Origin of the sequence: Syntrophotalea sp. (assembly GCF_050253115.1) — a bacterium.
GTDB lineage: Bacteria > Desulfobacterota > Desulfuromonadia > Desulfuromonadales > Syntrophotaleaceae > Syntrophotalea > Syntrophotalea acetylenica.
Genome location: NZ_JBFWJQ010000009.1, coordinates 1 through 22,873, shown reverse-complemented (window position 1 = coordinate 22,873; position 22,873 = coordinate 1). Strand labels below are relative to the sequence as shown.

Below are 22,873 nucleotides of genomic sequence, written 5' to 3'. Positions count from 1 at the left end.
CCTTGTTCAGCAGCATGACACAGCAAGAGGGAACTCGAGATTGAAAACCGTCCCTTCCCCTTCGGTGCTGCGGACACTGATATGGCCTTGATAAGTCTTGACGATGCGCAATACCACCGACAAACCGAAACCGGTGCCCTTGGCCTTGGTTGTGAAGAACGGATCAAAGATCTTGGTCAGATTTTCTTTCGGAATCCCGCTGCCGGTGTCGGAAACCGCTATGGAAACCTTGTTGCTGTCGTACCGCACCGTCACCCCCAGACACCCGCCGTGCTGCATCTCGTACAGAGAGTTGGCGAAAAGATTATTGAAAATCTGCTCGATTTCACCGATATCCGCCATGATCGGAGGCGGCACCTGTTCATATTGTCGTTCAACTTTTACATGGCAGGATTTCAGCTGCTCGTCAAAACCATCCAGGATACGATCGATGGTTTCGACCAGGCAGACAGGCTTGAGTGTGACTTTCGGGCCCTTGCTGGCATCCAGAAGCTTGGACAGGATCGCGTCGATACGATCAACCTCGTACAGCAATTTATCGATGTAGCCGGATTTTTCGGCATCATGGGCCAGTACCGGTTTCAGAATCTGGGCGAACAGGCCGATAGCATTGAGAGGGTTGCGGATTTCATGGGCCATGCCGGCCGAAACATGGCCAAGGGCTGCGAGTTTCTCAGCCTGCAGGATTTCCGCATGCGCCAGTTCAAGTTCTTGGGTTTTTTCCGCGACGCGACGCTCCAGCTCCAGGTTCCAGCTTTCGATTTCGTTTAACAGCCGTTCCCGTTCCTGACGCAACTCCCGATTGTGTATCTCGATGCGCCGGATACGAAGGACATTTTCAATCCTTTCTACAAGATCCTGGTTTTTGAAGGGCTTGAGAATATAATCAGCAGCGCCGGCCTTCATAACCTCCACGGCGATCTGCTCGCTGCCTTTGCCGGTCAGCATGATGACGTAGGTGTCGGGATGATGCTGCCGCAGATATCGCAGGGTCGTCATGCCGTCCATAACAGGCATCATGTAGTCAAGCAGCACCAGGGCAGGCGACTGCCGCGAGACAATCTTCAGGCACTCCTGACCGCTCTGGGCCGTGAGCACCTCAAAGCCGCGACTGGTCAGCACCATCCTCGCCAACTGCAGGATTATTGCCTCGTCGTCCACCACCAGAATCCGGTTGGGCATACCTGTCTCCACTGAAGGCTGAAAAAACGCCGTAACGCCATCGGGCGGCCCTTATACAACGCCTTCAAGGATAACCTTCACCAATTCGCGAATGCAAGGGGGAAATACCGACTGGCCAGCAACCCTGCGCATGGCAAAAAAAAGAGGCGACCACCTGTCGCCTCGCAGACATTTGAAACCGGGAAGGAATCAGTTCGGCACCCGGACGGTCATGACCGGAACCGGGGATTTGCGCACCACCTTTTCCGCCGTGCTGCCGAACAGCACATGATCCAGGCCGGAGCGCCCCTGCGTGCCCATGATAATGAGATCGGCGGACAACTCCCGGGCCTTTTTGATGATCTCGTCAAACGGGATCCCCGGCAGAATGAAGGTCTGGTAATTTTCAAAATCTTCCAGGTGCATGACGCAAAACTTTTCCATCATCTTTCGCGCGCCTTCTTCGATTTCCTCTTCCAGGGACTCAAAAGAGATGTGGGGAACGTAAAATCCCTTGAGATCCACCGGTTCGTTGATAACGTGCACGATGGCGAGCAGAGCCTGGTACTTACGCGCCATGGCCAGCGCATATCCAAAAGCGTACTCGGAGTTTTCAGAAAAATCCGTGGCAAAGAGAATCGTTTTGAAATCCTTCATTATCCCCCCAGAAATAGTCAGTTCGCTCTGGCCGATCGGTTCTCCGCCAGCATCTTGTGCATGATGTTTTTCAGCTCATCGACCTTGACCGGCTTATGAATGTATTCAAATGCGCCCAGCTGAATCGCCTCGAGATACGATTCGACACCGCCGTAGGCTGTCACCATGATCACCCGCGTGCTGGGGTAGTGGCGATTCAGTTCACGAAGGAAGGACAGACCATTCATTTCGGGCATCCTCAAGTCGCTGATGACCACATTGACCTTATGCTGACGAAGAAATTCCAGGGCTTCATAGCCATTGGCGACACTGTCAACCTCGTATCCTTCTTCCTGCAGAATGGCGCGCAAGGCGATCCGGGCATTTTCCTCATCATCCACGACCAGAACCTTCTCATGACTCTGCACCAGTGCCACCCCCCTTCCTTATTTTTGCCTAAAGCATATCACCGCCGCAGGGGCTGTCAAGTGCTTGCTGAATCTTTACAAATCGTGGATTATTCAGTTTTTTCAATAGGTTGCTGGCACTTGCGGGTATGTGGAGACAAACGGCAAAAGCAGCAGTCAAATCGCGGCGCAAAGATCATCGCCACCACAACCGGCACAGCAGTTCAAGCAAAACCGCAAGCTGTCGGACGCCCGTTTGACCAACAGCAAGAACATCGTCATGTCGAAGGGTTCTGGTTGCCAGCCCCGCCGCCCGGTTGGTTACGAAACTCAATCCGACGAGTTCCATGCCGAAATAACCGGCCATGATGGCCTCCGCCACCAGCGACATGGAAACGGCATCGGCACCCAGTCGTCCCAGAGCGCGCACTTCGGCCGGGGTCTCGTAACTCGGCCCGGCTACGGCTGCCAGCACCCCCTGGTAAAGAGTCATGCCCCGCGCCAGGGCCTGCTGGTGCAGATCCGGATAAAGATCACTGCGGTAGAGGTGGCAGAGATCGATAAAGATATCGCCCGGCATCCCTCGAAGAGGATTGTCTCCCGACAGGTTGATATGGTCCTGGACAAACATGAAGCGGCCGGGCTGCAGGTCAGAATGGATGCCGCCAACGGCATTGGTCAAGAGCAGGCGCCGGCAGCCCAGAGCATGAGCAAGCCTTACAGGCATGGCCGACTGCCAGGCTGAAAAACCCTGGTAAAGGTGGAAACGCCCCTGAAATACCAGCACTCTGCGTCCATGCAGGGTCCCGGCAACCAGCTGTCCGGCATGCCCGGCTACGGCACCGCGGGGAAAACAATCGAAGTCCCGGTAATCCCACAGGCCTGTTACGGCCACATGCTCCGCTGCCGCGCCAAGGCCCGACCCCAAAATGATGGCCAGGTCAGGCGGTTCGTCCCCGAAACCGGAATGCACCGCCGCAACCGCGGAAGCAAGGTTTTCCTCATGGTGCATCGCTCATGCCTTCAACGTCCGCGGAACCAGCCGTCGGTGAAGGGGCATCGGCCGTAGCCGACGATCGCGCGAAAACCACTGTACATGCGCCTGGCAGAGATACTTCACGACCATCGACCCAGGCCTGCATGCCACCGGCAATGTCGAGCCGAATGATGGCAGACTCGCGGATCGTCCACTCGACAAGAGTGCCATCCTGCATATCGTAGCTTTGCAGGGGCCGTTGATCGGCTTCGATCTCCAACCATCCGGCGCCCTTCGCGGCCAGGCGGAAAATGCTGCCGCCATCGGCCAGGGGAAAAGTGATCATCCGCGAATCCAGGGCCAGCTCTGCGCGGGATGGGCTGATCAGGGGTTGGGCCGGCACGGGGCCGGCAACAACCGGCGCGGCCGGTACGGAAACATTTGTGCTGGTCTGGCCGCTTGCCTCATCGGCAGTTTCTTCAATGGAAGCTTCTGCGCCGTCGGATTTCTCGACTTTTGGAGCAAACTTGCCGGCGATGCCGATAATCAGCAATCCGATAACCACCGCAAGCAGCGCGCCGATCGCAAGATACCACCAGAACCGGCCTGTGCCGCGGTATCTGAAACGTCGGTCCGAGAGCAAAGCATCCGGCTCGGATGGACCGTCATCCGCCTGTGAAGCCGGACGAACCTGCCGGTAGGCAGCGACCAGCGGCGCAGGGTCGAGCTGCAGCAACACCGCATACTGTCTCAAAAAGCCAACCGCATAGGGAGCCGGGGGCAATTTCTCCAAGTCGCCGTTTTCAAATGCTTGCAGATAAGTCTGGCGGATGCGGCTCTGCTCCGCCATCGCATGCAAGGTCAGGCCGCGGGCCTCGCGCGCCATGCGCAACTGCGTGCCAAAGTCCGGAAAGGCGGGCATTTCAGCGGAAACAGTTTTCTGAGTGGTTTCATCCATGGTCTTTCACCTCACTGCAGCATATCGAGATAATCACCGGCGCGCAGCCCCAGTTCAGACTCGGGAATCAGTTCCGTCACTCTGGTAAAAGATTGCCGGGCCTTTTGCATATCGCCGTTTTTCATAAAAGCCAGTCCCATAAGAAAGTGCAGGCGGCCGTATTGCGGAGACAAAACCAGCGCCTTGCGATACTCAACCAACGCCCGGTCCACCTGTCCCAACACGCTCAGTACCTCTCCAAGACGCAGGTAGGCTTCAACATACTGCGGATTCTTGCCCAGGGCTTCCCGGTAGGCCGACACCGCTCCCAGATAATCGCTTTTAAGAAAGCGCGCGATGCCGATCCCCGTCAGGGGGATCTCCGGGCTGGGGAACAACAGATTGTTCACTGCCTTTTCCAGGTACGTCAGAGCCTCGTCCGGTCGTTGCATATCCAGATACAAGGTGCCGATATTGTTATGAAACCGTGGTTCATCCGGTCGCATCCGAATGGCGTTCAGGTAATGTTTTTCCGCTTCGGCATAAGCTTTTTTCCGGTGATAGGCCTGGGCCAGTCCTTCCTGGATATCGGGATTTCGCCTGTCCAGTTTTTCCGCTTCCAGAAAACTGGCCAACGCCGAGGTCGGGTTGTTGTTTTTCAGCTCGGCCACGCCGAGAGTGTACTGTACCTGCGCATTGTCGGACATACTCAAACCCTTGCCGCCGGCAGGCGCGCAGCCGCTTGCCAGCAACGGCAGTATCAGCAGGCACCATTTCAGAAACTTGATTTTTCCAGATATACGCACCTTGAAGCCCCCCATTGAGCAGATCAACGGATTATTGGAGATATTTGCCAAGCAGCAGTTCGAGCCTGGCGCGCGTCGCCGGCGGGATCACTGCGGGATCGGTCATGATGGCGTAACGCAACGCTTCTTGGCAGGCGCAGGCCCTATCGTGACCGGTGGCCAGAATTTCCGCCGCGTGGCGAATGATAAGACGTGCCATGGCGACATTCTGCCTTACCATGGCCACCACCGCATCAACGGAAACATCGTCGTGCCCTTCGTGCCAACAGTCGTAATCGGTTGCCAGGGCGATGGTACCGTAACAGATCTCGGCTTCGCGCGCCAGTCGCGCTTCAGGAATGTTGGTCATGCCGATAATATCCACACCCCAGCTGCGATAAATCTTCGATTCGGCGCGGGTGGAAAAATTGGGGCCCTCGATACAGAGGTAGGTGCCCCCCTCATGTACCGTGGCACCGGCTTTGCGGCCCGCTTCCGCCAGGGTTCGAAAAAGGTCGCGGCATACCGGATCGGCAAATTGCACATGCCCGACAATACCTTCTCCGAAAAAAGAGGAAACGCGCCGGCCCTGGGTGCGGTCGAAAAACTGGTCAGGAACGACGATATGCCCCGGCGCTATGTGCTCTTGCATGCTGCCGACTGCCGACACGGAAATGATGCGCTCGACTCCGAGCTGCTTCATGCCATGGATGTTGGCGCGATAGGGCACTTCCGAGGGCATCAGGCGATGGCCACGGCCGTGACGCGGCAGAAAAACCAGCTGCACGTCTTGCAGTTCACCGACTACAAATACATCGGATGGTTTACCAAAAGGCGTGGAAACCGCAACTTCGCGAAGGTCGCTGAGCCCTTCCATATCGTAAAGACCACTGCCGCCGATAACCCCTATGATGGTCTGCTTCATCTGTTACCTCTCTTTGAGGAATGCTCCGGCGATGACGAATCAACGCCGGATTGCCGCGATTGTGCCGCCGTCAGTTTTCCCTTGAGCTGGCCGCAGGCTGCGGCGATATCCTGCCCCTTGCTGGCCCGGCGCACCGCCACCATACCGCGGTCCAGCAGATACCCCTGGAACCGGGAAACAGACTCCTCCGCGGGCGCCTTGAAGGGAGACGCAGGATGCTCGTTATAAGGAATGAGGTTGACCTTGGCCTTTATACCATGCAAAAGCTTTACCAGTCGGCGGGCATCCTGCTCCGAATCGTTGGTATCCCGGATGAGAATATATTCAAAGGTGATGCGTTGCCTGGGCTGCAGAGGATATTCCCGACAGGCCTTCATCAGTTCAGCGAGAGGATAGCGGCGGTTTATCGGCATCAGACGGTTGCGCACCTCGTCGGTGGTAGCATTGAGCGACACCGCCAGATTGACGCGAATACGGCGTCCCAGCTCCAGCATTTCGGGCACCAGGCCGGCTGTCGACAAGGTGACTTTTCTGGGACTGAAATCAAACCCTTCGGGGGTATAGAGGATCTGTAGGGCTTTGACGACATTGTCGAGGTTATGCAGTGGTTCACCCATTCCCATGAGCACGATGTTGTTGACAGGAGCTTCGGCCATGGCGGCACACACCTGATTGACGATTTCCGCCGGCGCGAGATGGCGCACCAGCCCGAAGCTGCCGGTGTGACAAAATACGCAGCCCATGGCACATCCCACCTGCGTCGAAATGCACAGTGTGCAGCGATGATCCTCCATGGGAATACGCACCGTTTCGACGGTTTCGCCATCTTCCAGGCGAAACAGATATTTTCGGGTGCCGTCCCGGCTTTCTTCAACGGTTTCGGGCACCAGATGCGATATACGCGCACGCTGGCTCAACTGGGACCGCAACTCTTTGGACAGATCGCTCATGGCCTCGAAATCCTGAGCCAGACGGCCATACATCCAGCGCATGATTTGGCGGGCACGGAAACGCTCCTTGCCCATGCCGGCAAGAAATTCTGTCAGTTCCTCAAGGGTGAGATTCTTCAGATCAATCAGGGAAGCGTTGTTCATGCTGTATTCCAAACGGCTACGCAAGCCAGCAGATTCTCAATAAAAAACCCTCCAGATTGTATCCGAAGGGCTCCCCGGGCACAAGGCCCTATCCTGAACTATCCTATCCTGCGAGGCCCGCATCGGGCCAAACAGCTCTACAGCAGTTCCATGCCGGAAAAGAAATAGCCAACCTCGAAGAGGGCGGTTTCCGGCGCATCGGAACCATGCACCGCATTGCGCCCGAGCGAAGTTCCAAACTGGTTGCGCAGCGTCCCGGCAGGAGCTGTGGCGGGGTTTGTAGCCCCCATCAGATCGCGCCATCTGCGAATCGCAGCCTCGGCTTCCAACACCATGACAATGCAGGGTCCGCTGCTCATGAATCCTTTCAGATCGTCAAAAAAAGGCTTATCGGCATGCACGTGGTAAAACCCGGCAGCCTGCTGCTCGGAGAGATGCAGTTTTTTCAGGCCGACAACCTGAAAATCCTCCTCGTAAATTCGCGCAAGAATATGTCCGGCGTGACCGGCGGCAAAGGCATCGGGTTTGATGATAGCCAGGGTTCTTTCCATGGTAATCTCCGTGAGACTGAAATCCGGCACAGACAATCCCCGTGCCCTTGAAGCAAAATGCAGAGGTTTCAGATAATCTTTGTCAAGGGATATTCGATAACCCCCTGAGCACCCAGCCTGACGAGTTCGGGAATGATGCACCGCACTTCTTTTTCGTGCAGGACCGTTTCAACAGAAACCCATTCCGAACGATAAAGATTGGCCACCGTGGGCCGATTGAGGCTCGGCAGAATACGGATGATGTCTTCCACCCGATCGTGGGGAACATTCATTTTCAGGCCCACCATCTTTTCAGCACGCAAGGCGGCCTCTAGCAGGGTATGCAACTGCTCGATCTTGCAGCGCTTCCAGGGATCCTGCCAGGATTGCCTGTTGGCCAGTATCACAGGCGTCGACTCCATGAGCGTTTCAACAATCCGCAGATTGTTGGCCCGGATGGTCGAACCGGTTTCGGTTACCTCGACGATGGCATCGCACAAACCCTCGACGACCTTGGCCTCGGTAGCCCCCCAGGAAAACTCTACATTAACGTCGATGCCCCTGTCGGCGAAATAGCGTCGGGTAAAGCCGACCAACTCGGTGGAAATGGTCTTCCCCCCGAGATCCTCCAGTTTCCGTACCGGCGAGTCGTTCGTCACCACCAGTACCCAGCGGGCCGGGCGTCGGGAAACCTTGGAATACACCAGGTCGCTGATGATTTCGACATCCGAGTCGTTCTCCACGACCCAGTCCCTCCCGGCGATGCCGACGTCGATGGTGCCCCGCTCCACATATTTACTCATTTCCTGGCTGCGGATCAGGCTGCAACTGATTTCATCGTCGTCGATTGCAGGAAAATAATTGCGGGAGGCAATGCGGATATCCCATCCGGCCTTGCGAAAAAGATCGACGGTAGCCTGCTCCAGGCTGCCTTTGGGAATGCCCAGTTTAAGTAGCCGGCTCATTTTTTGTAGACTTCATCGGGGTCGAACAGCGGTTCGGAGTGCTCCACCCATGCTCCGTTTTCCCAGTGGACATAAAAACAGCTGCGGTTGCCGGTATGGCAGGCGGCACCACCGTTCTGCTTGACCTTGATGACCAAAGCATCGGCATCGCAATCGGTAAAAACTTCCCTGACTTCCTGGGTATTTCCGGATTGTTCGCCTTTCATCCAGTACTTGTTGCGACTGCGACTGAAAAACCATGTCTTGCCGGTTTCCAGGGTCAGATTGAGGGCTTTCTCATCCAGAAATGCCACCATCAGAACCTCGTTGGTCTGATAGTCCTGAATAATGGCCGGCACCAGGCCGCCCATCTTTTCAAAGTCGATCTTGATCATCTTTGCCTCCCGACAGATCGGATCATCCTGCAACAAACGCAAAACAGCCTGATCCTTAATACAACGCGAAAACCGGACTGTCAACCGTTTCCCCGATCTGCCTGCAACAAACACCTGCTGTAACATGCCGGAAAAACATATGGATAAACCGGGAAAGGCACTGCTCGTCGTCAACGGTACAGGGGCAACTTCATATAGAAACAGCTCCCGCAGCCGGGTTTGCTCTCAAGCCAGACCCGACCGTTGTGGGCCTTGACGATTTCCCGCACCAGAGATAGCCCGAGACCGGTACCTCTCATGGTGTGATAATCGGACGGCACACGAAAAAAACGATCGAAAATCGACTCCTGGTGTTCGGCGGGGATTCCTACCCCCTGGTCCTTCACATAAAGCACAACGCCGTCGACCTCCCCATAGGCACCCACAACAATCGCTTCATTGTCGAGAGAATACTTGATGGCATTGGACAGCAGGTTGTACAGCGCGCGGTACAGCTGGTTTTCATCGCCCCGGACGGCGGGCAAATCCTGATTGCACTGAATATGTATGCGATCCCGGCCGCGATCGGAGGAAAACATGCTCACAGCTCCGTGCAGCAGGGGAAAAACCTCGACGGGGTGAATGGAACCGACGCCGCAGCCGGCTCTGAGACGCTGGAGGTTGAGATGGTTTTCCACCAGATCCTTGAGGCGTTCACTTTGCTGATGGATGATTTGCAGGAAATCTTTTTGCCCCGCCAGAACTTCCTCCGACTTGAGGAGATAGTCGGTGAACCCCAGAATCGCCGTCAGGGGCGTGCGCATTTCGTGACTGACCGCCGACAGCATATCGTCCTTGAGCTGCTCGATACGGTTGCGATCGCTGACATCCCGCAAAAAGGCGGCAAACACCCGGTGTTTTTTCCAGTTGAAGCATCCGATGGACACCTCGATATCCAAAGCATCGCCATTTTTCCGGCGATGCCTGACCTGCGGAAAATGTCGAAGGTCGCCGGATATGACCTGCTGCATGCGAAACCGGCTCTGCTCGATCTCTTCGCCGAGATCCAGCATGTCGAGAGACAAAAACTCTTCCCGCGTATAGCCATAGAGATCGAGCGCCGCCCGGTTGACATCGAGAATACGATAGGATGCCGACTCGAAAATCACGATCGCATCCGAAGAAGAAGAAAACAAAAGCCGGTATTTTTCTTCGGATTCCAGCACTTCCTGCACAGCCTGCTTATGTTCGGTCACGTCGACAAACGAAGCCATGTAGCAATGCGCCTCGCCTTCGGGATTTTCCACAACATGCGCCGAGACCTCAAAATAAGCCGGCTGCCCATCGGGTCGAACCGCCGCAACCTCGCCACTCCAGTCCCCGAATTTCTGTAAACTCCGCAACACTACCCGAGCTTTTTTGGGGTTTTTCCAAAGGCTTCCAACCTGGCGGCCGAGCAGCTCCTCGGGGTGTTGATATCCCACAAGGTCGATAAAGGATTGATTGACATAAGTCAGCAACCCTCCCATATCGGTGAAGGCAATGCCGTTGATGGAAGAGTCTATGGCGCGCCGGGCCAGTTCGAGGTCCTTTTGACGCTGCCGGCTTTCGTCAATATTCTGCAGAAAACCAATGATGTGACAGGAACCGTCCGCCCCCCGGCCGCAGATATAGCTGTAATCCCGGACCCAAAGGTAGTGTCCTTGCCGATGGCATACGCGGTATTCAATCCGCACCGGTTGGTCCGAACGCAGAATGCGGTACATTGCCTGCAGGGCATCGCCACGATCCTGCGGGTGGATGCGAGCCGCCCAGCTTTGCAGGTCGCTGCCCATTTCATCCCGCAAAAAACCGAACAGCCGGCTGCATTGATCGGACCAGTCAAGCTTGCCCCCCGGGTGGTGCAATTCATAGACAACGCCGTCGAAAGCCTGGGACAGGGCCTGAAATTTATGCAATGAAAGATTCTGATGGAAATTGCTGTCCATTTGACCCACCGGAAAGAGTGCCACGCGCAACAACGCCGCTGTTCAGTACACTGTCTTCCCTGGCCGTCCACCAGCCGCCAAACCTCCGTCTGAAAAAACCGGAGATCGCGCGCTGACCTGAAGCATCAACGGCCGGAAGTATTGTATGCGTGAAGAATGGGACTCCGGGTGGCAGTTGGGAAAAGAAGAAAACCTGAAGGTCGAAATGAAACAGGCGGCATCCCTCTCAACACGGCATGCGATTCACAATAAATCAACTACCCATACTAACAGAAAAAAAACAATTTTCTGAGGTGGTCATCTTTTTTTTAAAAAAAATAAAATTGCACAACATACTCCAGTTGATGGCAGGAACCGGTATCCGGACCGATTTGAGGAGCACGGCCCTTTTCCTCTCTGGCGGGTTGATGTATAACGTTTCCCATGAAATATATGATGTTATATCTGATCACCGTGACTATTCTGACCTGTACCCCGGCTTACGCCTGGTATCCGCCTTATCCCACGCAGAGCCGACTACCCGGCACGTCTGCCGATCCGGTTATCGGCCAGAACCAGCTTTACAAGGTGCGTGCCGGAGACACCCTGGTCGAACTGGCCCCAAAGGCGGGCCTGGGTTTTCTTGCCCTGCTCCGTGCCAACCCCGGCGCCGACCCCTGGCTGCTTCCGACAGGAGGAACCGTCCTTTTGCCCTATGCCTTTTTGCTGCCGCCAGGTATTCAACCCGGAATAACCGTCAACCTGGCCGAAATGCGCCTGTACTACCTGTGGCGGGAAACGCATGGCACGCACGTGCGGGTATATCCTGTCGGCATCGGCAGATCCGGATGGGATACCCCCGAAGGGAAATTTGAAATCACCCGGAAAATCGTTGACCCGGCATGGAATCCGCCCGCCTCCCTGCGCCGTGAAAACCCTCAGCTGCCGTCGCGCATCCCTCCCGGAGCTGACAATCCCCTGGGAGAATACTGGCTCGGTCTTTCAAGGGACGGTTATGGTATCCACGGCACCAACAAACCCTATGGAGTTGGACGGCGCATCAGTCACGGATGCCTGCGCCTTTACCCTGCGGATATCCGGGACCTGTTTGCACGTGTCGAGACGGGCACCGCCGTGTATATCATCAACCGTCCCCTCAAGTTCGCACACCGGGACAACCGCCTGTTCATGGAAGTTCACCGCCCGCAGGAGGCGGACAGCGAGGCCTTGTATAGGGAGGCTCTCGAACAGGTAGCCCGAATGCCCTGGCGAGGCACGATAAATCTGGAGGCCATTCGGCGGGAAATTGCGCTGGGACGGGGCGTGCCGACCCTGGTGGGCGGGGAATAACGCCAGCGAATCAGGCCAACCGGCAAAAAAAGCCCTGCAGCAGATACTGCAGGGCTGTGATGAAAACCACCAATGGTTATTTTTTCTGACACATTTCAAAAGCGCGCTCAGCTTTCTGAGCGCTGGCCTGGGCATCGGCGGCACTTTGCGCGGCCTGAGCGGCAGCGGCTTCGGCGCGCTGGGCCGAGTCCTCGGCACGCGCGGCCGCATCGCTTGCCATTCCGGCGGATACCTGGGCTTTCTGGGCCTGTTCAGCAGCCATCTGCCCCGACTGCACGGCCTGATTGAGGAGTTCCCGGTCGGTTGCGCTCATCTGAGCCGAACAGCCGCTCAATACCATAACCGACAAAGCGGCGCCACCCAGCACGATCTGCCATTTTTGCATCGTTCCACCTCCTTTGGGTTAGAGTGTTTAATTAAGCACGACTACCTGTGTTTGTCAAACGGTCCCGGCGAGGTACCCTGGTCGGTAAATATCAGGCGCGAGGCATCATAGCCCTGCCCCTCAAGACGCCGAAGAAGTTGTTCGAGCACCTCTCCGGCCAGGTACGGCTGACGGGCGAGAATCCATAAATACTTCCGGCGAGGATGTCCCACAACGGCCCAGCTGTAGTCTTCAGCCAGGTCGATGATCCAGTAGTGTCCATAAAACGGCCAGAAAAAAGTAACTTTCAGCTTGCCGTCACCCGAGTCTCCGGCAGCTCTGGCGCGGCCGGTAATTTCAGCCACCGCCTGTTCCCGATCGTCGCGCCGGCAGCGATTTACAACCTCCAGATGCCCATCGTCAAGCATCCTGTAGGTGGCGGTAACATGACTGCAGCCCTTTTGGAAACGATTGGGATAACGGGCTATTTCGTACCAGGTTCCGACGTAGCGATGCAGGTCCACATTGGCGACGACACGGGGAGAATCCGTTGGAAATCTGCATCCGGCCACGGTCATGGCAATTAACACTATGATGATATTTCGCAGCATAACCCGAACTTTCCGAAGGTACGGCCATGGTCTTAATTATGCAGCATACAGCCAGCAATGCAACACGGGACGCTACGGCGGATAACCATCACAGCGGGCAGGCAGCGAAACACCACGGGCTATAGATCTATGCTGACAAGGGCGCGCCAAAGCAGCGGAGACTGTCGGCAAGTTGCCTGAGGGCCTGCCCGCGATGGCTGATGCGGTTTTTAATCTGCATCGGCAACTCCGCCAGAGTCATGCCGTATTCGGGTACCAGGAACAGCGGATCGTATCCAAAACCGCCGCTCCCCCTGCCTTCCGTCAGAATGATGCCTTCGAGACGGCCTTCAAAAAACCGGCAGGTTCCATCAGGCCTGCACAGTGCCATCACACAGACGAAAGCAGCCTGACGCTGATCGGCGCGAAGTGACGCCATTTCCTGGAGCAATGTGCGATTATTGTCAGCATCCGTCGCGGCAGGCCCGGCATACCGGGCCGAGTGAATGCCCGGCCGCCCGCCAAGCGCCTCGACCACCAGCCCTGAATCATCCGCCAGGGTAACACATCCGGTCAACCGGGCGACGGTTTCGGCTTTTTTCCGGGCATTGGCAGAAAAGCTGTCCCCATCTTCTATCACCTCGGGCAAAGACTCAAAAGCGTCAAGTCCTTTGACAAGGATCCCTGCATCGCCGAGAAGGTTCGCGATTTCCTTCAATTTTCCCTGATTACGCGTGGCGACCAGCAGCTCCATGCTCAGGCCTCCAGGGTTCGCATTTGCATGCGATGCAGTTCGCGGCACCCGGTCAGCGCCAGATTGCGCAAATCATCGAGTTCCTGCATGGAAAAAGGCCGTTCTTCCGCGGTGCCCTGCACTTCGACAAACAGCCCGGAACCGGTAACGACAAAATTCATATCCACGGCGGCACGAAAGTCCTCGGCGTAGTCCAGATCGAGCATCGGGTGATTGTCCACCAGCCCGACGCTTACAGCGGAGACGCTGTCGCGCAGGGGCGAAGCGTTCAGCTGGCCCTGGCGAATCAGTCCAAAGACGGCATCGTGCAAAGCGACATAGGCTCCCGTTATAGCGGCGGTACGGGTGCCGCCATCGGCCTGCAGAACATCGCAGTCGATAAGGATGGTGCGCTCCCCAAGAGCTTCGAGATCACATATGGCGCGCAGCGAACGGCCGATGAGTCGCTGAATTTCGCTGGTGCGGCCACTGAGCTTGCCCCGTGCCGCTTCACGTGGCGAGCGCACCTGGGTTGCGCGCGGCAGCATGGAGTACTCGGCGGTAATCCAGCCCTGCCCCTGCCCGCGAAGAAAGGCGGGCACACCTTCTTCGACCGTCGCATTGCACAGCACCCGGGTTTCGCCGAAAGACATCAGCACCGACCCTTCGGCATAGCGGGTAAAACCCCGGCTGAAATAAACGGGGCGCAATTCACAAGGTGTCCGGCCGTCGGCACGACGCAAAACGGGATCACTCACAGCACTTCCTCCTGCTTTTGTTCAATAAATGAATTCAGCCCTTCAAACAGGGCAGAGGCCATGGCCTGCTGTCCCTTTGCAAGGGAAAGCCGGGCCTGATCCCCGACATGGCTCAAATACCCCATTTCCACCAGAACGGTCGGAAGATCTCCACGCCCCAACGGCAGCAGCGGCGCCTGCACGATGCCGGCAACCGGCACCCCCATGGAGCGCAGGGAAGATTGCAGCGTCATGGCCAGCCGCATGCTGTCATCCTTGCCGGAAGCCCTCTCCCCGGCCGCCCGTTCCGATGGCCGCACAAAAAGCACGACACCATGTACGGCGGAGCTCAGTGATGCCTGGGCATGCAGCACCAGCAAGAGATCGGCATGGGATCGGGAAAGATGCTGCAGCCGCTGTTCGGCGTCAAGGGCATAATCGGCGTTGCGGGCAAGCGTTACGGGAATGCCGAGCTGCATCTTGATCTGTTTTTCCAGCCTCCGGGCAACCTCCAGGGTCACATTTTTTTCCTTGGCCCCCTCAACACCGATGGCTCCCGGATCCTGGCCGCCATGCCCCGGATCGATGGCAATCCTGGAAACAGCCTCCAAACCCGGTGCTTGCCCGGAACCGCGCCGCAGCAAGAAGGCAAACAGGCGATCCAGATCCGAGCCGGGCTGGGGATCGCGTGTATCGCCGGGGTTCAGATTGTGGAATCCAATAGACCGGCCTGTTAATGCCGCAAGGGTTTTTTGCACAAAGCTCTCCGTAACGCGCAGACGGCCATCGATGAATTTCGGCGGCTGGTCGAGAGGCATGATCTGGCCGCCGGAACGCAGAAAATGACTGCCGGGCGAAATAATGGCTTTACCCTGCAAGGTGATAATCTCGTAAACATGCTCGACCGGCTGCCAGCTCCCGCGCAGCCCCACTGTCGCCAATACATCGTCAACCGCAAGATAGGCGGTGCCGTTGCGGTGATAGACCTCCTCGATGCGCATGGGTGTTTTCCCGTCCGGGGTAATCTCCACGGCGGCAAAACCCGAGGCAGGCAGTACAATCATCCACAAAATGACGAAAAAACGCATTTGGAATTCCTCCATGGTGCAATCCGTTACTCCCGATCCGGTGGTCCGGACCCGTGGCACACCGGTCCGACCTACTCGGCCACCAGCGGCAGGCCGGGAACGGGGTAACAGCCAAGGGTCTGCAACAGGCGCTGCGTCAGGGTCTGCTCGAGGCGCACCAACGTATCCCGGTCTGCCGGGGTATCCGGAATCTGGCCGCCGGCAATCATGTCATGACCGCCGCCGGTACCGAAACCGGCAACCAGGGTTTGCATGATTTCGCCGCTATTGAGGTCGTTACGCAGCGTGCGAAACGACAGAGCCACGCCATCTTTGTAATGCCCCATGCCGAGAACGATCTTCACCTCGTCAACCCGTAACAGAAAATCGGCGAGTTCGGCGACCATGTCCGGGGTATCGATCTCAAACAGATTGAACACCAGCACCTCGTTGTAGATCATTGCATTACGAATCGCATGGCTGAAGTGGGCAAAATAGGCGCGAGGCACTTCCGCATGGAGAATATCGAACAGAATGCTGTTGTTCACCAGGGGCAAGAGATGCAGATAGGCGCGGCGGTCGGCACGAATCCAGTCCCGGCCGAGATCCTGGGTTTCTGATTTGATGGCGTAATACAGAATGGTGGCGAGTTTGGTCCCATAGGAAACCTTTTGCGCTTCGAGGTATTCGAACAGCATGGTGGCGGTGGCACCGTACTCTTCCCGTACATCGACCCACCGGACATTCCGGCAGGATTCCCGAAGCGGGTGGTGATCGATGACCAGATCGACACGCCGATCAAATGGATAAGAGTTGTTGCCCGTGCCGGGCTGGCTGTCGACCATGCAGACCACGGGGAAACGATCCAGATCCAGGGTGTTCAATGGTACCAGGTCGATCTCCAGTTTCCGCACCATGACCCGGTTCTCTCCCCGGCCGATCATGCCACCGAAAGCCACCGTGGCCGGCTGGCCGGTTTTCACGGTAATCAGGTGTTTGAGTGCCATGGCGGCGGCCAGAGAGTCTGGATCCGGGTGATCGTGGGTAACGATCAGTACCGCACCGCGACCACGCATCCACCCGAGAAATTTATCGGTGAAATCCAAAGTTCGCGCCAGATCCACCGTGGTTTCCGCAATCATGGCCACCCTTTCGAAAACAGCGACATCATTTCAGCTCGGCCATAACGGCAGCCACGGCCTCTTCCGGGGTATCGACATACACAACATCGGGCAGGCCCGGCCAGCTGCCCAGGGCGATCACCGGTTTTCCAAGCTTGAGGCCGATGGCCATTTCCGACAGAGTGCCGAACTCCCCAGCAACGGCAATAAGCGCTTCGGCGGCATGGGCAATGATCATATTGCGCGCATGCCCGAGGTTGGTCGGAATCGCCAGGCTCACCCAGGGATTGGCCTGCTCGGCATCCGCGCCGGGCAGGATACCAAGGGTGTGACCGCCCGCTTCCCGGGCCCCGCGGCAGGCGGCTTCCATGATGCCGCCGAGGCCACCGCAAATCAGAACCGCTCCCGACGCGGCAATCAGCCTGCCGACATGCCGGGCGGTTTCGCAGGCAGCGCAACCGGCCTGACCTGCGCCGATAACCCCGATCATCCGTTGACGCATGCTTTCACCTCAACCAGAGTGACGGCGTAGACGCTCACCGTACCCACGCAGCAACAAACTGTTGGTTACCACCGACACACTGGACAAGGCCATCGCCAGCCCCGCGTACTCGGGCTTCAGAAACAGGCCGAAGGACGGATAAAAAAGCCCGGCCGCGACAGGGATGCCGATGAGATTGTAAAAAAAAGCCCAGAACAGATTCTGCCGGATTTTCGACAGGGTCTTGCGTCCCAGAAGAATGCCTCGCGCCACATCGAGGACATCTCCTCTTACCAGAATCACGTCACCGGTTTCCTTGGCCACGTCCGTGCCGCTGCCGATGGCAATGCCAACATCGGCGGCCGCAAGCGCCGGAGCATCGTTGATTCCGTCCCCGACCATGCCCACTTTGTGGCCATCGGCCTGGTAACGCCGCACCACGGCCTGCTTCTGGTCGGGCAGAACTTCGGCTTCGACGCCGTCCACGCCAAGACTGGAAGCCACCGCCTCGGCAACCTCCCGCCGGTCTCCGCTGATAATCACGGTGGTCAAGCCCAGACCGCGCAATCGGGTGATGGCAGTGGCAGCCGAATCCTTGAGGGTGTCGGCCAGGGCCAGAAGACCGCGCAACCGCCCGTCCACGGCGACGTACAGCAGTGACTTCCCCGCTGAGGCGAGCTGATCGGCCCGTCCGGCCACAGCAGCGATATCGACGTTTTCGCGCGCCATCAGGCGCGCATTGCCGAACAGAACTTTTTGTTCACCAAACCGCCCGGCAAGGCCGTGTCCGCCGATTTCCTCCACGCCTTCCAGGGCCGGCATGTCGTACGACATGCCCTTTGCAAAACGGTAAACGGCCCGCGCCAGGGGATGACTGCTGGAAGCTCCCGCGGCAGCGGCGACCCGCAGCCATTCCTCATTGTCCGGCACCAGCGGCACCTGATCCACAACGCTGAAATCCCCGGTCGTGAGGGTGCCGGTTTTGTCCAGCAGCAACACCTGGAGGCGCGCGATATTCTCCAGCACCGAAGGTCTTTTGAACAGAATGCCGAGAGAAAGCCCCTCGGCACTGCCCACCATGATGGCGGTCGGCGTCGCGAGGCCAAGCGAACAGGGGCAGGCGATAACCAGTACAGCGATGGCCATGCGAAACGCAAAAACAAAATCCGCATGGGCCCAGAAATACCACAGCACCAGAGTCAACCCCGCCACGGCCACAATAACCGGCACAAAGACATTGGCCACGGCATCCGCCAGCCGCTGAATCGGGGCACGGTCGGCCTGGGCGTCTTCCACCAGACGCACGATCTGGGCAAGCACCGTCTCCTCGCCAACCCGCTGGACACGCACCACCAGCCTGCCGCCACGATTTATGGTTGCCCCGGTCACGGGACTGCCCGGTTGTTTTTCAACCGGCAGGGATTCGCCGGTTACCATCGACTCGTCGACTGCCGAATGACCGGTTTCGACCACCCCGTCAACCGGAACGCTTTCACCCGGAAGCACCACCACCAGGTCCCCGGGTTGCAGCTGGCTGGCGGGCACCTGCCGCTCGCCCGAATCGGTCAGCAGCAGGGCACGGTCGGCCTGCAGTTGCAGCAGTTTCTGCAAAGCTTGACCGGCACGGCCCCGCGCCCGGGCTTCCAGCCATTTTCCGAAACGGATAAAGGTGACAAGCATGGCGCCGGTCTCGAAAAACACTTCGCCGGTCATTCCGAACAGATGAAATCCGGCCAGCATCGAATATCCCCAGGCAGCTGTGATGCCGAGGGCCACCAGCACATCCATATTTGCGGAGCGATTGCGGATGGCCTGCCAGGCGCCGCGGTAAAACGTAAGTCCGGCACTGAACTGCACCGCCGTCGCCAGAAGCACGATGACATAAAGGGTCCGCGACCCGAAAGGGTGCCACCACATGAGCGGCATGATGGGCAGGGTCAGGGCCGCTGCCAGCAGCAGCCAGAAACGGTCGGACTTCTCCTGACGCGCCTCGTCGGCGGCGCTTCGGGCGGCGAGAGGGCGAAAACCCGCGGCACGCACGGCGTCGAATATCTGTCTTTTTTCCAGCCGATCGGCAAGATAGTGCACCGACGCTTTTTCCGCGGCAAAATTGACCCGCACGGACTGAACGCCATCAAGCCGGGACAACGCCTTTTCCAGGGTACGGGCGCAGGTAGTGCAGTGCATGCCCCGCACCCCAAAACTGGTCCTCGTCAGACCCGTGCTGTTCTGTGACATGAAAAAACCTCCGCACCCTCACAAAAGATGGAACTTTTTAAACAGACGCCGGAATGAAGGCGTTTCGCGTACCGCATCGAAAGCTTCATCGGTCTTGGCCGCCAACAGCTTTCCCGGATCGCGGGCGGCAGCCTGCCCAAGGGATTGCGCGGCTTTGCGTATCTGGCCCTGCCGGGCATAGATACAGGCACGACGGTAGGCAATATCGGGATTGTCGCCCTGTTCGAGAACCCTGTTGAAACAGGACACCGCTTCCTCCAGGGACCCCATTTCCATCAGGAGCAGGCCTTTGAGCGACAGGGCCTTGCGATGATCCGGCGCTTTCTCAAGGCTTTGATTCAACGCCGCCAGAGCGTCATCGACGCTACCCTGATTTTTAAGAAGAAGACCCCGGCAGCACAAAATATCCGGGTGCGCGGGATAACACTCCTCGGCGGCCGCCAGCATCCGCCGGCTTTCCTGCCAACGCTCAAGTATCTGGAATATCTCAGCCTTCTGCAAAAACGCCTCGAGAAAACAGGGATCGATCCGCAACACTTCATCCAGATCGTCAAGCGCGTCCTGTAAACGGTTTCGCGAGCGCAGCGCCAATGCCCGGTTATACCGGTAAAGTGGAGCTTCCGGGGCGGCTTCAACAGCGGCCGACAATGCGGCTACAGCTTCGTCCCCGCGCCCCAGGCCGGCAAGGGCCAGTCCCTGCCCGTTCAGTGCGGCAGCACTGCCCGGTTCGCTTGTCAGTACCGTTCGGAAGCTGGCCAGAGCCTCCTGGAAGCGCCCGAGACGATTGAGCGTACAGCCCAGATTGAAATAGACATCGGCCGTATCCGGCAGGCGCCGCAATGCCTCGCGATACATGCGAAGCGCCTCTTCCCCCTGCCCCATGGCGTCAAGCACATTGCCAAGATTGATGTAGGTCTCGGGGAAATCCGGCTGCAAAGCCATGGCCTGCCGCAAATGATGCAACGCCTGGTCGTAGTGCTTTCGCTTTTCAAGCAAGGCTCCGATGTTATGATGCAGCAGACCGTGGCCGGGGGCCAGACTCAGGGCCTTGCGGTACAGCGCCAGGGCCTTGGCATCATCCCCCAGGCCGGCGCAGGCCAGGGCACAGACATGCAGCGCCTCCACATCCAGAGGATGCTCCTCCAGCCAGGCTTCCGCATATTCAACCGCCTCGGCCAGTTCATTCCGCTGGAAGGCGATCTGCGCCATTTCCAAAGGATCCTGCTCGTCGCCGGACTCATAGAAAAATTCGTCGAATTCGTCGTTCATTGCTGCTCCAATGGCAAACCGTTCTGTCAGTTATTTCGCAAGACAGCCTATTATAGCAGCTTTACCGGGGCACAGGGGCGTTTTTACATGATGGCGACACTCCCCGCGATGATATGCCAACTGCGAGAGCAGCCATGCGATATGTGCTCGAAAAGCGAAAGAACGCCGCATCCGCCCTGGCGGCGGCAAGGCAATAAATGGCTCTGCGCCATCTGCAATGGAACGAGCTGGATCAGGACAGGGTAACCAGCAGATCGCTGACACCCCGGCCCGATGAAAAGACAAGGCCGGCAACAGACTTCAGGCCGTTACCCGCTGCAGATATTCCCGATAAACCCGGAAAAATTCGTTGGAAAAAAGCACAAACAAGACTTTTTCAGGCAAAGGGTTGGTATCGAGAAAATCGCGAACCGTGTCGATGGCGATGCGGCTGCCCGCCTCAATGGGGTAACCGTAGATGCCGCAGCTGATGGCGGGAAAAGCGATGCTGGCCAGTCCGTGCTGGCGGGCGAGTTCCAGGCTGCGGCAATAGCAGGAAGTCAGCAGTACCGGATCATCGGGACGACCATGATAGACGGGACCGACGGTATGGATGACATGCCGCGCGGGGAGACGGTAACCCGCGGTGATACGGGCATCGCCGGTTTCGCAACCGCCAAGCGCACGGCACTCTTCAAGCAGCGACGGTCCGGCGGCGCGATGGATGGCGCCATCGACGCCGCCGCCACCGAGAAGACTGCGATTGGCCGCATTGACGACAGCATCAACCTCGACCCGGGTAATATCCCCCAACAGCAACTCGATCCGGCCGAATTTCTCCTGCATGGCAGTCTCCTTTCCGGAATGTTTCATCAAAGGCCCTCGACGGCAGTCACCGTTTCCTTTTCCCACAGAGCAAACAGATCGGCCTGTTCCAGATAATCCGGCACGTTTGATGCGGGGATTTTCGCAGAACCGATAACATCGAGGCGGGCCCCGGCGTTACGGGCCACGGACGCGGAAGGGTCGGCAGATGTCACAATCCCGGCCTGTCCATCGTGGAAAAAACCGAGATACGAACCATTTTCCATCAGTATGACCGTCGCCTTCCGGTCGTCATACACATGCAGCCCGCCGCTGAAACCTTCCTGTTTCAGCAAAGCGAGCAGATGTGGAAGATCAAGCAGGGCAAGGTGTTGTTCCCTGCAGAAGGGCTGACCTTCGACCAGGTTGCAGATTGCGAGCGCCAGATCGGCTTCAAGCCGGTAGATATCGAGATACGCCCCGCTCGTCCGTGACGCCGACAGGATATGCTGCATGGCATTTTCGCCGCCGACAAACTCTGCGCCGCGGCCATATCTTATCGCCGCAAGCTGACCGTGATAAAACAGCAGCAGGCCGCGGTTGGCATCACAGACAAAATTCAGATAGCCGGTAAACCGGCCATCATGCAATTTCTGCAGAACTTCCCGCCAGTTCATCCCGGCGGTAGCGACATCTTCCTTAACCGGCTTTCCCCGCGGCAAGACAATCATACCCCCTCCAAAAAACATGATCCAACATCAACTCCCTCGCCGCCCGCAGACGGCTTAGGCTGTCTCTTCCAACTGCAGTGCTTCCCAGCGCCGGTAAAGCTCGGCAATATCTCCCTGCAGCATCTGGTATTCCTCGGCTACCTGCCTGGCCCTTTTCGGGTCGTCGTACAAGCCGGGATCGGCCAGAGCCGACTCCATCCGGGCCAGATTCTCTTCCGATGATTCGATAACAGCCTCAATTTCAGCCAGCAACTTCTGCCGCCGACGCTCCTCGCGCCGCACGGCTTTACGTTCCTCGTAAGACCCCGCCGCCGGCTCAAGCGGTTTTTCATTTCCGGCGGCAACAGCCGCCCGCCGCTGTTCAACCCTTTCAGCGCAATGGCTGTCATCCCCGACCGCAGCCCTGCACCGCAGAAAGTCCTCGTAATTACCGAGGTACGAAACGGCCCGCTCGCCGCCGACCTCTATGATCCGGGTCGCCAGGGCGTCGACGAAATAGCGGTCATGGGAGACAAATACCAGCGTACCCTCATAAGCCTTCAGGGATTGTAACAGCACATCCTTGGATTGAAGATCGAGATGATTGGTCGGTTCGTCCAGCAACAGCAGATTGGCCGGACGCAGCAGCAAAATGGCCAGCGCCAACCGATTGCGCTCACCGCCCGACAGAACC

General features: G+C 57.7%; 26 protein-coding genes. 2 read left to right on the top strand and 24 right to left on the bottom strand.

Annotation, left to right across the window (positions count from 1 at the left end; all coding sequences use genetic code 11):
- Positions 1-6 precede the first annotated feature (6 nt).
- The 12 genes from AB7E65_RS02055 to AB7E65_RS02000 all read right to left on the bottom strand — a co-directional run bounded on the left by AB7E65_RS02055 (position 7) and on the right by AB7E65_RS02000 (position 10,757).
- Complete coding sequence (locus AB7E65_RS02055) at positions 7-1,182, bottom strand: response regulator (RefSeq protein ID WP_428745183.1); 1,176 nt, start codon at positions 1,180-1,182, stop codon at positions 7-9.
- Between the two features lie 189 nt (positions 1,183-1,371).
- Entirely contained in the window at positions 1,372-1,818 is a 447-nt protein-coding gene (locus AB7E65_RS02050) for a universal stress protein (RefSeq protein ID WP_072285432.1), read from the bottom strand.
- 17 nt (positions 1,819-1,835) lie between these two features.
- Positions 1,836-2,228: a response regulator gene (locus AB7E65_RS02045; protein ID WP_072287940.1), complete on the bottom strand. Its 393-nt coding sequence runs from the start codon at positions 2,226-2,228 to the stop codon at positions 1,836-1,838.
- A 172-nt stretch (positions 2,229-2,400) separates the two neighbouring features.
- The gene (locus AB7E65_RS02040) at positions 2,401-3,216 is read right to left on the bottom strand and encodes a purine-nucleoside phosphorylase (protein ID WP_428745182.1); all 816 of its coding nucleotides are present in this window, start codon (positions 3,214-3,216) and stop codon (positions 2,401-2,403) included.
- A complete protein-coding gene (locus tag AB7E65_RS02035) occupies positions 3,206-4,138 on the bottom strand; it encodes a RodZ domain-containing protein (protein ID WP_428745181.1) in 933 nt (310 codons plus the stop codon). The genes AB7E65_RS02040 and AB7E65_RS02035 overlap by 11 nt, the downstream gene beginning before the upstream one ends.
- 11 nt (positions 4,139-4,149) lie before the next feature.
- The gene (locus AB7E65_RS02030) at positions 4,150-4,923 is read right to left on the bottom strand and encodes a tetratricopeptide repeat protein (RefSeq protein ID WP_072285435.1); all 774 of its coding nucleotides are present in this window, start codon (positions 4,921-4,923) and stop codon (positions 4,150-4,152) included.
- Between the two features lie 31 nt (positions 4,924-4,954).
- Entirely contained in the window at positions 4,955-5,827 is an 873-nt protein-coding gene (gene mtnP, locus AB7E65_RS02025) for an S-methyl-5'-thioadenosine phosphorylase (RefSeq protein WP_428745180.1), read from the bottom strand.
- Positions 5,824-6,921, bottom strand: a complete 1,098-nt coding sequence (rlmN, locus tag AB7E65_RS02020) for a 23S rRNA (adenine(2503)-C(2))-methyltransferase RlmN (protein ID WP_428745179.1) — start codon at positions 6,919-6,921, stop codon at positions 5,824-5,826. The genes mtnP and rlmN overlap by 4 nt, the downstream gene beginning before the upstream one ends.
- Before the next feature lie 137 nt (positions 6,922-7,058).
- Positions 7,059-7,472 carry a nucleoside-diphosphate kinase gene (gene ndk / locus AB7E65_RS02015; protein ID WP_320360477.1) on the bottom strand — a complete coding sequence of 138 codons (414 nt, stop codon included), beginning with the start codon at positions 7,470-7,472 and terminating at the stop codon, positions 7,059-7,061.
- A gap of 68 nt (positions 7,473-7,540) precedes the next feature.
- Positions 7,541-8,416 (bottom strand): ATP phosphoribosyltransferase, encoded by an 876-nt coding sequence (hisG, locus tag AB7E65_RS02010; RefSeq protein WP_072285438.1) that lies wholly within the window; start codon positions 8,414-8,416, stop codon positions 7,541-7,543.
- On the bottom strand, positions 8,413-8,790 hold the full coding sequence (hisI, locus tag AB7E65_RS02005) for a phosphoribosyl-AMP cyclohydrolase (RefSeq protein WP_072287942.1): 378 nt from the start codon (positions 8,788-8,790) through the stop codon (positions 8,413-8,415). Before hisI ends, hisG begins: the two co-directional genes overlap by 4 nt.
- Positions 8,791-8,960: 170 nt before the next feature.
- Positions 8,961-10,757, bottom strand: coding sequence for a PAS domain S-box protein (locus AB7E65_RS02000; protein WP_320360476.1), 1,797 nt, complete (start codon positions 10,755-10,757; stop codon positions 8,961-8,963).
- Positions 10,758-10,902: 145 nt separating this feature from the next.
- Here AB7E65_RS02000 and AB7E65_RS01995 point away from each other — a divergent pair, with 145 nt between their 5' ends.
- Together AB7E65_RS01995 and AB7E65_RS01990 are read left to right on the top strand one after the other, a co-directional pair.
- Positions 10,903-11,049 carry a hypothetical protein gene (locus tag AB7E65_RS01995; protein WP_428745178.1) on the top strand — a complete coding sequence of 49 codons (147 nt, stop codon included), beginning with the start codon at positions 10,903-10,905 and terminating at the stop codon, positions 11,047-11,049.
- A 140-nt stretch (positions 11,050-11,189) separates the two neighbouring features.
- Positions 11,190-12,086, top strand: a complete 897-nt coding sequence (locus AB7E65_RS01990) for a L,D-transpeptidase family protein (protein WP_428745177.1) — start codon at positions 11,190-11,192, stop codon at positions 12,084-12,086.
- A gap of 76 nt (positions 12,087-12,162) precedes the next feature.
- Here the strand turns inward: AB7E65_RS01990 and AB7E65_RS01985 are convergent, their stop codons facing one another.
- The 12 genes from AB7E65_RS01985 to AB7E65_RS01930 form a co-directional block, all read right to left on the bottom strand.
- On the bottom strand, positions 12,163-12,471 hold the full coding sequence (locus tag AB7E65_RS01985; protein ID WP_072285441.1) for a hypothetical protein: 309 nt from the start codon (positions 12,469-12,471) through the stop codon (positions 12,163-12,165).
- 41 nt (positions 12,472-12,512) lie between these two features.
- A complete protein-coding gene (locus tag AB7E65_RS01980) occupies positions 12,513-13,061 on the bottom strand; it encodes a lipocalin family protein (protein WP_428745176.1) in 549 nt (182 codons plus the stop codon).
- 127 nt (positions 13,062-13,188) lie between these two features.
- Positions 13,189-13,794, bottom strand: a complete 606-nt coding sequence (locus AB7E65_RS01975) for an XTP/dITP diphosphatase (protein ID WP_072285442.1) — start codon at positions 13,792-13,794, stop codon at positions 13,189-13,191.
- 2 nt (positions 13,795-13,796) lie between these two features.
- Positions 13,797-14,531 (bottom strand): ribonuclease PH, encoded by a 735-nt coding sequence (gene rph / locus AB7E65_RS01970; protein ID WP_145926320.1) that lies wholly within the window; start codon positions 14,529-14,531, stop codon positions 13,797-13,799.
- Positions 14,528-15,598: an N-acetylmuramoyl-L-alanine amidase gene (locus AB7E65_RS01965; protein WP_158513956.1), complete on the bottom strand. Its 1,071-nt coding sequence runs from the start codon at positions 15,596-15,598 to the stop codon at positions 14,528-14,530. Before AB7E65_RS01965 ends, rph begins: the two co-directional genes overlap by 4 nt.
- Positions 15,599-15,669: 71 nt before the next feature.
- On the bottom strand, positions 15,670-16,719 hold the full coding sequence (locus tag AB7E65_RS01960) for a DHH family phosphoesterase (protein WP_072285444.1): 1,050 nt from the start codon (positions 16,717-16,719) through the stop codon (positions 15,670-15,672).
- Positions 16,720-16,744: 25 nt separating this feature from the next.
- Positions 16,745-17,200 (bottom strand): TIGR00725 family protein, encoded by a 456-nt coding sequence (locus AB7E65_RS01955; protein ID WP_428745175.1) that lies wholly within the window; start codon positions 17,198-17,200, stop codon positions 16,745-16,747.
- Positions 17,201-17,209: 9 nt separating this feature from the next.
- Positions 17,210-19,417 (bottom strand): heavy metal translocating P-type ATPase, encoded by a 2,208-nt coding sequence (locus AB7E65_RS01950; protein WP_428745174.1) that lies wholly within the window; start codon positions 19,415-19,417, stop codon positions 17,210-17,212.
- A gap of 18 nt (positions 19,418-19,435) precedes the next feature.
- Positions 19,436-20,686: a tetratricopeptide repeat protein gene (locus AB7E65_RS01945; RefSeq protein ID WP_428745173.1), complete on the bottom strand. Its 1,251-nt coding sequence runs from the start codon at positions 20,684-20,686 to the stop codon at positions 19,436-19,438.
- Between the two features lie 300 nt (positions 20,687-20,986).
- The gene (locus AB7E65_RS01940) at positions 20,987-21,511 is read right to left on the bottom strand and encodes an O-acetyl-ADP-ribose deacetylase (protein WP_428745172.1); all 525 of its coding nucleotides are present in this window, start codon (positions 21,509-21,511) and stop codon (positions 20,987-20,989) included.
- A 26-nt stretch (positions 21,512-21,537) separates the two neighbouring features.
- A complete protein-coding gene (locus AB7E65_RS01935) occupies positions 21,538-22,200 on the bottom strand; it encodes a DUF4388 domain-containing protein (protein ID WP_145926321.1) in 663 nt (220 codons plus the stop codon).
- Between the two features lie 54 nt (positions 22,201-22,254).
- On the bottom strand, positions 22,255-22,873 hold a 619-nt coding region (locus AB7E65_RS01930; RefSeq protein ID WP_428745171.1), incomplete at its 5' end, for an ATP-binding cassette domain-containing protein.